Genomic DNA, 11,930 nt, shown 5'->3' on the forward strand with positions numbered 1-11,930 from the left:
CAGCTCGGTGCGGCGAGCCCACCGCTGGGCGCGATGAACTCGGCGCCCGGCGTTCACCTTCGGCGCTGAGCGTTATGAATTCAGCACCGGGTGCAGTGGATTCAGCGTTTGGTCAACCGATCCACCGCGTCCTCCGGCATCCCGAACGGCACAGCGGTCTCCGCCTTCAGCGCCTCGACGCGTCCGAGTTCCCGCGAATTCGCGTAGAGCGACTTGTAGATCCGGTTCGACCCGGCCGAATTGGCGCTGATCTGCGCGGCCAGATGCGCCACGAATCCGTCCAGACCCTCGTCTGGCACGGCATGGTTCACCAGCCCCATCGCCGCGGCCTCGACGCCACTGAACCGGCGCGCGGTGAAGCTGAGCTCCTTGGCGCGCGCCATGCCGACCCGCTCGGGCAGCCGGACGGACATGCCCCATACCGGAGCCAGCCCCCACTGACTGTGCGTATCACCGAACTGCGCGTTCTCGCCCGCCACCAGAATGTCGCAGCCCAGCGCCAATTCGAGGCCGCCGGTGAAGCAGTGCCCGCGGATCTTGCCGATCACCGGAGCCGGGAACGCTTCGAGCCGGGTGATGGTCTCCGCCTCGGCGTAACGTGACGCCATCGCGTCGCCCGCGGAGATCGCCCCCAGATCGTGTCCGGCGCAGAAGGATCGGCCCGCCCCGGTCAGGATCACGCACCGGACGTCCTCGCACGCCAGCGCGTCCAGATGCGCCGACAGCTCCTCGAACGAGGCCGCCGTCAAAGCGTTCAGCTTCTCGGGACGGTTCAGGGTGAGGGTGGCGATGCCGTCCTCGAGCGTGCGAAGTACGAGCTCAGCGCTCATGAGAATTGCCTTCCCGCAGCGGATCCGGCCGACGGCGCGCACGCCCTCGGCCGGATCTCGAATTCGACTGTGTCAGGCCAGCTTCAGGCTGCGACCGATGATCTCCTTCATGATCTCGGTGGTGCCGCCGTAGATGGTCTGGATGCGGGCGTCCATGTACGCCTTGGCGATCGGGTACTCGCGCATGTAGCCGTAGCCGCCGTGCAGCTGCAGGCAGCGGTTGATGAGGTCGAGCTGCTCCTCGCTGGACCACCACTTGGCCATGGCGGCCTCCTCGACGGTCAGCTTCTTGTCGTTGAGCAGCTCGATGCAGCGATCCACGAACACGCGCACCGCGGTGGTCTTGGTGGCCAGCTCCGCCAGCACGAAGCGGGTGTTCTGCAGGGCGCCGATCGGCTTGCCGAAGGCCTTGCGGTCACGCACGTACTGGCAGGTCAGCTCCAGGCAGCCCTCCATGGCGGCGGCGGCCATGACGGCGATGGACAGGCGCTCCTGCGGCAGGTTCTGCATCAGGTGGATGAAGCCCTGGCCCTCGGTGCCCAGCAGGTTCTTGCCGGGGACGCGGACATCGGTGAAGGACAGCTCGGCGGTGTCCTGCGCCTTGAGGCCGATCTTGTCCAGATTGCGGCCGCGCTCGAAGCCTGGCATGCCGCGCTCCACCACGAGCAGCGAGAAGCCCAGCGCGCCCTTCGACGCATCGGTCTGGGCGACCACGATCACGATGTCGGCATTGATGCCGTTGGTGATGAAGGTCTTGGCGCCGTTGAGAATCCAGTCGTCGCCGTCCTTGACCGCACGGGTCTTGATGCCCTGCAGGTCCGAGCCGGTACCGGGCTCGGTCATGGCGATGGCGGTGATGATCTCGCCGGAACAGAAGCCCGGCAGCCAGCGCTGCTTCTGCTCCTCGGTCGACAGCTCCAGCAGGTAGGGAGCGATCACGTCATTGTGCAGACCGAAACCCAGGCCGGAGTACATGCCCTTGGTGACCTCCTCGGTCACGATGGCGTTGTAGCGGAAATCCTGCACGCCCCCGCCGCCGTACTCCTCCGGCACGGCCATGCCGAGGAACCCCTGCTTGCCTGCCTCCAGCCAGACCGAGCGATCGACGATGCCGTCACGCTCCCACTGCTCGTGCTGGGAAGCCACATGCTGATCGAGAAACTTACGGAACGACTCCCGGAACAGCTCGTGTTCGGGTTCGAAAAGGGTGCGCTCCACGCCAACCTCCTACAGTGACCACATCGGCACCAACGCCTGTGCCCACAACCGTACTCGAAAGTCGAACGGAGGTTAACTTCGCGGGGAAAGAAAATGGTCCGAACTGCGACAGTCGCCATTGACGTCGCGGAACGGAGCTGCTGAACCCCGGTAAACCTACCGGGACCTCAGGGTGGTGCTCAGAGGCCGAAGCGACCCAGGGTGCGGCCCAGCAGGCTGCGACCGCGATCCCGATCGCGCTCGGCCAGCAGGAAGTCCAGTTCGCCCTCCACGGCCTTCCGGACCACGGCCTGCAATTCGTCGGCGGCGCCGTCGAGATCCTCGACGTCCCGCCAGGGACTGGTGTCGATGGGGGTGCCCAGGGCGAAGTAGAAGCGCTCCGGCTTGGGAATCAGGGTGGGTCCGAGGCCGCGGATCATCGGCGGGGTGAGATTCGAGCGCAGGCCCAGGCCCTCGACGGCCTTGCGCAGCGGCAGCATGACCGGGTGATCGCCGTCGAAGACGATGTCGTAGATGTCGTCGCCGCCGATCATGGCGATCGGGACGATGGGCGCGCCCGTCTGGATGGCCATCTTGGCGAAGCCGGTGCGGCCCTCCCACAGCAGCTGGTACTTCTGCCCCTTGCCTCGCATGGCCTCGCGGCCACCGCCCGGGAAGACCGCCACCGCCTCACCCTGCTCCAGCAGCGTGGTGCAGTTGTGGCGATTACCGCGCACGATTCCCCAGCGGTGCAGCACATCTCGCAACCCGGGCACATCGATCAGCACATTCTCGGCGAGCCCCCGCACCAGCCGATCGTGTTGCACCAGGATCTCGTGTGCGAGCAGCGGGGCATCGGTGCCGCCCGCCAGGCTGTGATTGCCGACGAGCAGCACCGGGCCCTGCTCCGGGAAGTTCTCCATTCCGTAGAAACGCGGACTGAACCAGGCCCGCGAGGGGGCGACCAGCAGATCGATGATGCGGCGATCCGCATCGGTGAGATCGACGTGCAGCGGCGCGCCGTCGGTCAGCCCCCTGGGTGCTTCGTTGTCGGACCATTGATCGCCATGACGAGACAAGACAAACCCTCCCTGCAAGAACCTTCGATATCGGCATCGTAACGAAAGTCCGCGCAGGTCAGCGAGTCAGGGTTAGTACAGGTTCGAGCGTCCGAATGAGACAAATTCCGCTTCGAGTTCTCCTTTGCCGGCATCGGTGAACAGGTCGTACTCCGGTTTGCCGCGACCCGTCCAGCGATAGATCGGCTCCGCGGTATGCCAACGCTGTTCCTGCAGTTGGCGTTTGAGCACTTTGTTCGAACCGGTGACCGGGAGATTCCCCGACACGCGCAGCAATCGCGGTGCGCCCTTACTGCCGAGATCATCCTGGGCACTGAGGAATTCGGCGAACTCGGTGGGATCGAAGGCGGCCGGGTCGGCCACCTCGATGGCCGCCATCACCTGGTCGCCCGAGCGGGGGTCGGGGACGCCGAAGACCGCGGCGGCAATGACCGCGGGATGCCGTCGAAGCACCTGTTCGATGAGCAGGGTCGAGGTGTTCTCGCCGTCGACGCGGAGCCAGTCGCCTTTGCGTCCGGCGAAATACAGGAATCCGTCCGTGTCGATATATCCGAGATCGCCGGTCCAATACCAGCCGTTCCGCAAACGCTCGGCATCCGCGACATCGTTTTTGTAATAGCCCTCGAAGACGAGCGCGCCCGCCTTGTCGATCATCTCTCCAACCGATTGGTCCGGATTCAAGACGCGGCCGTATTCATCCAATTCCGCTCGCGCACAATCCGCGAGGGTCTCCGGATTCACCACGGCCACTCCCGGATGCGCCGGACGGCCCAGCGCCGAGGCCGGCGCCGCGGGGTCGATGGCGGCCAGGGCCGGGCCCTCGCTGGAGCCGTAGCCTTCGAAGAGCTCGGCGCCGAAGCGACGGCGGAACTCGGCCTGGTCGGCCACCGACGCCTCGGTGCCGAAGCCACGGACCAGGGTGTTGTCCGAGTCCTGGGCGGTGGCCGGGGTGGCGAGCAGGTAGCCGAGCGCCTTGCCCACATAGGTGAAGAAGGTCGCGCCGAAATACCGCACGTCCGCGAGGAATCCCGACGCCGAGAACTTCGGGGTCAGGCACACGGTCCCGCCGTTGGCCAGCGCCGGAGCCCACAGCGCCATGATGGCGTTGCCGTGGAACAGCGGCATGCAGCAGTAGTCGACGTCCTCCCGGACATGACCGAACTTGTCGGAGGCCGCGTACGCGATCACCGCCAGGCGGCGCTGCGTGCACTTGACCGCCTTGGAGGTGCCGGAGGTGCCGGAGGTGAACAGCAACAGCAGCAACGACTCCGGGCCCGCGTCCGCGGCGGGCTCGACCGGGCCCGCCGCGATCGCGATCAGGCGCGACTCGATCGCTGCACGGTAGGCCGGGTCGTCCACCAGCAGGAAGCGGTCGGGCTCGAGACCCAGATCCAGGTCGCGCAGGCGGGCCATCCCGGCCGCGTCGGTCACGATGAGCTGGCAGTCGACATAGCGGATGTCGGCCGCCAGCTGGGCGGTGCCGCGGGTCGGGTTGATGCCGACCAGGGTCGCGCCCGCCAGCGCGGCGCCGCCCAGCCAGAAGACGAAATCGGGCACGTTGTCCAGCAGCACCCCGATGTGGAAGGGCCCGTCGCGCCGCAGGTCCCGGGCCAGTGCGGCCCGCGCCGCCGACTCCCGCACCACCGCGTCCCAGGTCCAATTCCGTTCGCGGGTGCGCACGCCGAACCGCTCGTCGCCGAGGCGGTCGAGCAGCATGGTCGCGATGTCCGCGCGCCGCGGGTGTTGCCCCCGCGACACCGCCGGGGTGTCGTCCGATACGGCCGGGGTTACCGCCGATAGGTCCGTCATGTCCGATTCGCCTTCCATATGCCGAGTCTTGCCGCTGTCACGCGGCCGGGTGCACGAGTTCGACGTATTCCCTGGGCAACTCGTCGAAGGACAGCTTGCGGATCTCCACCGGGCCCGAGTGGTAGGAGTCCTCGCCGACGATCAGGCCGTTCGCGTCGACCGGCCACAGCAGCAGCTGGCGGAAGACGATCAGGTAGTCGGCGGCGGGATCATCGACGGGGATGCCGATCTGGGCGGCGTACGCGCCCGGGTAGATCTGCTCGAGGAAGCCCTCGGTGACCACGCAGTCGTCGTCCACGAGCAGGCGGTCCAGCTCGAACTCCAGGATGTTGGACCTGCTCTCGACGAAGGCCGCGTAGTAGTCGCGCACGCCGTCCCAGCCCTTGGGGCCGACATCCTGACCCGACGTCCAGAAGTGATAGTCCGGCTCGGCCACCAGGGTGCGCATGAGACCGTCCAGATCGGGGGCGGCCTCGGCCTTCATGTGCTCGAGCACGATGCCGAGGACCTGGCGGTGGCGCTCATTGGTGGTGACGGCCAGTCGCTGCTCCAGCAGCTCCCAGGTCTTGGCCGGATCGACGATCGCCATGGTGTGAATCTCCTTCTCCCGCAACGGTTGTGCCCACCGATCGTCACCGACCGGCATGATCCGGATCACCCGCCGCCCGTCGCGGGTATCACCGCCCGCACCCGACACCCGTCGGGTCGGACGGCAGCCGGCCCGCCATTTGCGCCGAGGACAGCGCCATCCGGCGCACCGTCAGCACCAGCGTCGCCGTGAAGCGGTCCAGCGCCTCGTCCACATCCCAGCCCATCACCGCCTCGACCTGCGCGATCCGCGAGGCCACCGTGCTGTGATGCAGATGTAGTTCGGTCGCGGTGCGCCGCAGCGTGCCGAAAACACAGAACGCCTCCAGCGTGTCCACGGCCAGCGCTCCCGCCTCGGTGGTCGCGAACTCGTTGATCCGCATGGCATCCGAGGTCCCCAGCAGCCGCTGCACCGGCAGATCCGCCAGCAACTCCAGCGCCCCCAACCGCTCGAACGCGATCACCCGCCGCCCGTGCCACGTCGAGGACGCGAACCGCATGGCCCGCCGCGCCCGCTCCCACGAGGTGGCCGCCGCGAACGCCGGCAACCGCTCCCCCACCCCGATCCACGGCCCGCCGGTTCCCGCCTGCGATGCCGGAAATGCCTCTGCAACAGCGGCATTCAAGACGTCCGACAGCCCCCGGTCGACCATCGACGGACGCCCCGGCCCCGTAGGCGCGGGCGCGTTCGCCGGACGATCCGAACCGCCCGACTCGGCCACCGCGGAACTCCGGGCACTCACCGGGACCAGACCTCGCTCGTCGGCCGTCCCGACCGGCGGCCCGAAATCCTGCACCAGCACCGCGGTCGTCGCACCGATCACGGCCTGCCGCAGGATCGGCACATACTCGCCGATGATCCGGACCGCGTCCGCCGCACCGGGGCCGGCCACCGCCAGCACCCTGGCCGCCCTGGCCGGATCGAGCCCGAGCAACCGCATGGCCCGCACCCGGTCCTCCCGCCGCTCCTTCTCCGACAGCACCACCTCCAGCAGCGCCGGATCATCCATCCGCAACGGATTCGCCGCCTGCCGCGCCGACACCACACGCAGGCAGTGCCGCAACCGATCCAGCACCACCGCATCCAGCGGATGCGCGAATCCGCGTTGTGCCGCTGCCGGTTTCGCGACCCGGCCGCCGTACCGGTTCGCCGAGGGGCGTCGGATTCCCGGGTAGCGGGCGAGTCCACCGCGGCCTGCCGCTCCAGCCAGACGGCCGGATCCGACCCGACCGCGTCGGCGGGTGTGCCGATCGACGACAGCAGGCGGCCCGCTGCGTCGTAGCGGATCACGGTGCCGGAGGGCCAGCTCGCGCCGACCGGTCATTCGGCGAGGAGGGCGGCGGCGCGGACGACGGTGTCGGCATCGGCGGCGAATTCGTCGAAGGCGTCGAAGTGGGCTATGACGCGCAGAACCGCGGCCGAGTCGGCAGCGAGTTCGGACAATCGCAGCGGGTTCGAGGTCGGCGCGGGATAGGTCACGCTGCTCCCTCCACTCGGATGGGCAATCCCTCCAGGGTGGCAATCGCCCCGCCACCGTGAAGAGAATCGGGCAAAACATCCAACTGAGCGGGACTCGCGACGTTTTCCTCAGGGCGCTCGGAATTCCACCGAATGGCAGCGCCGGCCTGATCAGGCCCGGACGAACAGCCGCATCGATTCCTCGACCACGGCGTCGCGGCTGCGGTGATCCGGATCGGCCTCCGGGCGCAGCCAGATGGAGGCGTGATTGAGGATGCCGTGCAGGCAGTGCAGGGCGACGGCAGGGTCGGGGACGTCGAAGTCGCCGGTTTCGATGCCGCGGTCGATGACCTCGCGGAAGATGCGGTCGTGGCGGCGGCGCATGGTCTTGATGGCGTCGCCGTGCTCGTCCGGCCACGCTCCGGGAAATGCGAACAGCTTGCCGACCTCCGGATACCGCACGGTCAGTACATGCAACTGCTCGGTGATGAGGATGCGCAACTGCTCGGCCGGTGAACTGTCGGGTGCAGCGTCGAGTCCCTCCCGCAGCGGGGTGATCGCGTCGTCGTGGAGCTTCTCCAAGGCCGCGGACACCAGGGCGTCCTTGCTCGGAAAGTAGTGGTAGAGAGTGGCTTTGGCGATATCGGTGCGCTCGGCGACGTCCTCGAAACGCATGCCCTGGTAACCGCTGCTGGACAGGATCTGCAGCGCGGTCGCGATCATCTCCGCCTTGCGGCGATCGCGCCGGCGGGCCGCGCGCCCGGTGGTGGCGGCGTCCTCGTCCACGGTCGAAGTCATCGCTCGATCATATGCGTCGCCCAGTTCGGCTTCTCCGACCATTGAGATGGTTATTCAACTAGCCAGATCAAAATTCGACCCTTAGGTTGGGAAATGTGATCGAGACACCCGAGTCCAGCTACTTCCGCCGCGTCGGCGAGCACCGATTCGTCCCCACCCGGCACGCGGGCGGCGCCTGGGCCGACGACGAGCAGCACTTCAGCCCGGTCGGCGGCCTGATCGTGCACGAGATCCTGCGGGCTCGCGCGGATCGCCCCGACCTGGTGATGAGCCGGATCAGCTTCGACATCCTCGGCCGGATCGGGTTCGAGGAGTTCGAGATTCGGGTCGAGACCGTCCGGCCCGGTCGCACCATCGAGCTGGTGCAGGCCACGGTCGCCATCGGCGGTCGCAGTGTCGTGAGCGCGCGGGCCTGGTTCCTGGGCGCCGGGGACACCGACAGTGTCGCGGGCGGCGAGCCGGATCGGCTGCCCGCGCCCGAGGGTCTGGAGTCCTGGGAACTCAGTTCGCTCTGGTCGGGCGGCTACATCGCCTCCATCGACACCCGGCCGGTCGGAATCCCGCAATCCGGCCGCGCCGCGGCCTGGATCTCCACACCCCTGGACCTGGTGGCGGGCGAGCAGTCCGAGGCCCTCGCCTCCTATATCGCACTGGTCGACACCGCCAACGGCATCGCGGTCCGGCAGGAGCCCACCAAGTGGATGTTCCCGAACGTGGATCTGACCATCCACCTCTACCGCCAGCCGGAAGGCGCGTGGACGGGACTCGACACCACGGTCACCTTCGGCCACACCGGACAGGGGCTGACCAGCACCGTCCTCCACGACGTCCGCGGCGCGGTCGGCTATGCCCAGCAGATCCTCACCGTACGTCCCCAGCCGTGACCGGCCGGCCTCCTATAGTCGATTGGCATGACCTTTCACAGCGAGAGCAGCACCGTGCCGTCGGTCGTCCTGAACGACAGGAACGTGATTCCGGCGCTCGGTTTCGGAGTGTTCCAGGTGGCCGACGCGGAGGCGTTCGAGACCGTCACCGCCGCACTCGAAACCGGTTACCGCAGTATCGATACGGCCGCGATCTACGGCAACGAAGTCGAGGTGGGCCGTGCCATCCGCGAGTTCGGCCTGCCGCGCGAGCAGGTGTATCTCACCACCAAACTGTGGAACTCCGAACAGGGCTACGACTCCACCCTGCGCGCCTTCGACGCCAGCATGGCGCGCCTCGGAATGGACTATCTGGACCTGTATCTCATCCACTGGCCGGTAGGACAAGCCGGTCGGTTCGTCGAGACGTTCCAGGCTTTCCAGGCTCTGAAATCCGAGGGCCGGATCCGGTCGATCGGCGTCTCCAACTTCAACCGCGACCACCTCGAACGGCTGATCGGCGAGACCGGAGAGACCCCGGCGGTCAACCAGATCGAACTGCACCCGCATCTGACGCAGTCCGAACTGCGCGCCTTCCACGCCGAGCACGGCATCGCGACCGAGGCCTGGAGTCCCCTCGGACAGGGCGCGGACCTGAAGGACCCGGCCATCGTCGAGATCTCGGAGGAGAACGGCCGCACCCCGGCTCAGGTGATCATTCGATGGCACCTGCAACTCGGCAACGTGGTGATCCCGAAGTCGGTCACCCCGGCCCGGATCAAGGAGAACTTCGACGTCTTCTCCTTCGAATTGACCCCTGACCAGATGGCCCGCATCAACGCGCTCGACCACGGCAACCGCATCGGCCCCGACCCGGCCACCTTCACCGCCGGCCTCTGAGCCCGCCGAGCCGGCGAGCGCCCTCCGGCCCGCGCCCGGTTCGGTAGCGGCCGGGCGTGGTGCCGACGAGGGCGGTGAACGCGGCGATGAAGCCGCTCGGGTTGGACCAGCCGCAGGCGTGGGCGACACGGATGGTGTCGTGACCTTCGGCGAGCAGGACCAGGGCGTGGCAGATCCGTAGCTGGGTGCGCCATTCGTAGAAGGTCATGCCGAGTTCGTTGTGGAACAGGCGGCTGAGGGTACGGGCGCTGGCGCCGGTCGCCCGCCCGAGGTCGGCCAATGAGGTGTTGTCCGAAGGGTTTTCGCAGAGGATCCGTGCGACGGCCTGCAATCGGTCGTCGTGTGGCCGCGGGAGCCGCAAGGGTTGCTCGTGGGCTTCGCGGAGTTCGTCGACGAGGACCCGCTGCAGGCGGGCGCGGCCGGCGCGGTCGAAATCGCGGGTGCCGGTGAGGACGAGCAGGATTTCGCGAGCCAGGTCGGAGGCCAGGAACACGGCGGGACGGTCCACGACCAGCCGGGCCAGGGCGGGCGGCAGGAAGACGATCCGCATGTCGGTGTCGCCGTGCGCGCGGTGCTGGTGCGTGAATCCCGCTGGCGTCCAGGCGATTCGGTTGGCGGGGACGATCGATGTGCCCCGTTCGGTGTGGACCGACAGCACCCCGCGCGCCGCGTACACCAGATGCCCGCGGTCATGGGAATCCGCCGAACTCATTCCCCCCGAAGGCCAGAGATGGGCCCCGCCGGACGGCAACAGCCGCGAGTCGAGAGGTTGGCGGCTGATGGGCATAGCCTGGCATTCTATCGGTAGCTCGCCATCCTGCCCGTCGGCGACAGTGAGGGCATGAACACGACGACGCGAGTGAATACGACGATGCGAGCGGCGATCTGCGTCCGCGCCGGGGACCCCGAGGTCCTGGAGATCCGGGAACTGCCGATCCCCGAGGTACGGCCGGGATGGAGTCTGGTGCAGGTGAAGGGCGCGGGCCTGAACCGGTCGGAACTGCGTACCCGCCAGGGGCACTCACCGAGTGTCGGCTTCCCCCGCGTCCTCGGCATCGAATGCGTCGGCATCATCGCGGCCACAACCGATCCCGCTCTTCCTGAGGGTACGACGGTGGCGGCGGTCATGGGCGAGATGGGCCGCGATTTCGACGGCGGCTACGCCGAGTACGCACTCCTGCCGAACTCACTGCTCATGCCGATCACCACCACCCTGCCGTGGGAGATCCTGGCCGCCCTCCCCGAGTCCTACCTGACCGCCCAGGGTTCGCTCGACGCGCTGGGAATCGAGCCGGGCACCAAGGGCCGGTTGCTGATTCGCGGCGGGACCTCCTCGGTGGGTATGGCCGCGGCGTCGATCGCCGTCGGCCACGGCATCGAGACCGCGACAACGACACGGCAGCACACCAGGATCGACGCCCTGAGCGCGACCGGCGTCGAGCACGTCCTCGTCGACGACGGCGAATCCCTGGCCGCGAGCGTGCACGCGATCTGGCCCGACGGCCCGGACTACGTCCTGGATCTCGTCGGCGCCCGTACCGCGGTGGACTCGCTCCACCTGGTCCGGCGCGGCGGCACGGTCTGTGTGTCGGGCTCGCTCAGCGGATGGCTCATCGCCGATTTCGAACCGATCGCGATGATCCCCTCCGGCACCAGGCTCACCGCCTTCCACAGCAAGAACCGCGAAGGCGGCGCGGGAAGGCCGGTGTTGCAACGGATCATCCACGAGATCGAATCCGGCGCCTACCGCCCCGCCATCGACCGCGTCTTCGGCCTGGACGACATCGCCGCCGCCCATCGGTACATGGAGAACAACCAGGCCACCGGCAAAGTCGTGGTGCTGCCCTGAATCACCATCCTGCCAGGCCGGGCGTCTCATCTATCACTGGTGGAAGGTCCACCGAGCTACCGGAGCGCGTCATCGATCCCAGGTCCGAGTGCTGATGAACGTCCGCCACGCCTCGTCGGAGAACCACAGCTCGGGGCCGGCTTTCCAGCTTTCGCATCCGGAAGGCCCAGTCCGCCCTTCGCCGAGGAAGCCCGCACTCCGCACATAAAGTTTCCGAAATCCATGCGAAAGACCGCCAATTCAGACATTTCTCAGCCTCGCCGGCAGGGAAATGTCCGCCACGGACCCGACCGTGACGAACTTTCACCGTATTTCGTGAAATGTCCGCGAGGGACTCACTCCGGCAACGCCTTTGGATGTCTACTTAGTACAGAGCGTTCAGCAACATCAGCAGTCGACCGCAGATTCATTCGCAATCCGAAGAAACAGTGGGAGCCGTAATGCCTTGGGATGCTTGGGTTTTGTCGCTATTGACTGTTTTGGGCGGATTATCGCTTGCCGCTTGCATTGTCGAAGACATCAGAGGCTCCGGTGCTCGTCGCACTCGGGAGGGGCGGC

The 11,930-nt window shown here is 67.4% G+C and carries 12 protein-coding genes; 3 read left to right on the plus strand and 9 right to left on the minus strand.

Features of this window, described 5'->3' with window-relative positions; genetic code table 11:
• Positions 1–101 precede the first annotated feature (101 nt).
• The 8 genes from ON33_RS15075 to ON33_RS15105 all read right to left on the minus strand — a co-directional run bounded on the left by ON33_RS15075 (position 102) and on the right by ON33_RS15105 (position 7,760).
• On the minus strand, positions 102–830 hold the full coding sequence (locus ON33_RS15075) for an enoyl-CoA hydratase/isomerase family protein (RefSeq protein WP_157184549.1): 729 nt from the start codon (positions 828–830) through the stop codon (positions 102–104).
• A 72-nt stretch (positions 831–902) separates the two neighbouring features.
• Entirely contained in the window at positions 903–2,048 is a 1,146-nt protein-coding gene (locus ON33_RS15080; RefSeq protein WP_040859392.1) for an acyl-CoA dehydrogenase family protein, read from the minus strand.
• A gap of 179 nt (positions 2,049–2,227) precedes the next feature.
• Positions 2,228–3,106 carry a lysophospholipid acyltransferase family protein gene (locus ON33_RS15085; RefSeq protein WP_051152219.1) on the minus strand — a complete coding sequence of 293 codons (879 nt, stop codon included), beginning with the start codon at positions 3,104–3,106 and terminating at the stop codon, positions 2,228–2,230.
• Between the two features lie 72 nt (positions 3,107–3,178).
• On the minus strand, positions 3,179–4,915 hold the full coding sequence (casI, locus tag ON33_RS15090) for a steroid-22-oyl-CoA synthetase (protein ID WP_083869019.1): 1,737 nt from the start codon (positions 4,913–4,915) through the stop codon (positions 3,179–3,181).
• 37 nt (positions 4,916–4,952) lie between these two features.
• Complete coding sequence (locus ON33_RS15095; RefSeq protein ID WP_040859846.1) at positions 4,953–5,504, minus strand: nuclear transport factor 2 family protein; 552 nt, start codon at positions 5,502–5,504, stop codon at positions 4,953–4,955.
• A gap of 88 nt (positions 5,505–5,592) precedes the next feature.
• Complete coding sequence (locus tag ON33_RS42760; RefSeq protein ID WP_051152221.1) at positions 5,593–6,828, minus strand: PucR family transcriptional regulator; 1,236 nt, start codon at positions 6,826–6,828, stop codon at positions 5,593–5,595.
• Positions 6,825–6,983, minus strand: coding sequence for a hypothetical protein (locus ON33_RS41255; RefSeq protein ID WP_157184550.1), 159 nt, complete (start codon positions 6,981–6,983; stop codon positions 6,825–6,827). The genes ON33_RS42760 and ON33_RS41255 overlap by 4 nt, the downstream gene beginning before the upstream one ends.
• A gap of 150 nt (positions 6,984–7,133) precedes the next feature.
• On the minus strand, positions 7,134–7,760 hold the full coding sequence (locus tag ON33_RS15105; RefSeq protein ID WP_040859848.1) for a TetR/AcrR family transcriptional regulator: 627 nt from the start codon (positions 7,758–7,760) through the stop codon (positions 7,134–7,136).
• Between the two features lie 95 nt (positions 7,761–7,855).
• On the opposite strand from ON33_RS15105, the gene ON33_RS15110 reads away from it, so the two are divergent.
• Both ON33_RS15110 and ON33_RS15115 read left to right on the plus strand, forming a co-directional pair.
• Positions 7,856–8,644, plus strand: a complete 789-nt coding sequence (locus tag ON33_RS15110; protein WP_040859395.1) for a thioesterase family protein — start codon at positions 7,856–7,858, stop codon at positions 8,642–8,644.
• 27 nt (positions 8,645–8,671) lie between these two features.
• Complete coding sequence (locus ON33_RS15115) at positions 8,672–9,523, plus strand: aldo/keto reductase (protein WP_040859397.1); 852 nt, start codon at positions 8,672–8,674, stop codon at positions 9,521–9,523.
• Here ON33_RS15115 and ON33_RS15120 read toward each other — a convergent pair.
• Positions 9,507–10,235, minus strand: coding sequence for a helix-turn-helix transcriptional regulator (locus ON33_RS15120; protein WP_218001435.1), 729 nt, complete (start codon positions 10,233–10,235; stop codon positions 9,507–9,509). The genes ON33_RS15115 and ON33_RS15120 overlap by 17 nt on opposite strands.
• Before the next feature lie 129 nt (positions 10,236–10,364).
• Here ON33_RS15120 and ON33_RS15125 point away from each other — a divergent pair, with 129 nt between their 5' ends.
• Positions 10,365–11,372, plus strand: coding sequence for a zinc-binding dehydrogenase (locus ON33_RS15125; protein WP_051152225.1), 1,008 nt, complete (start codon positions 10,365–10,367; stop codon positions 11,370–11,372).
• Positions 11,373–11,930 lie beyond the last annotated feature (558 nt).

Source organism: Nocardia niigatensis NBRC 100131, assembly GCF_000308655.1.
Taxonomy (GTDB): Bacteria; Actinomycetota; Actinomycetes; order Mycobacteriales; family Mycobacteriaceae; genus Nocardia; species Nocardia niigatensis.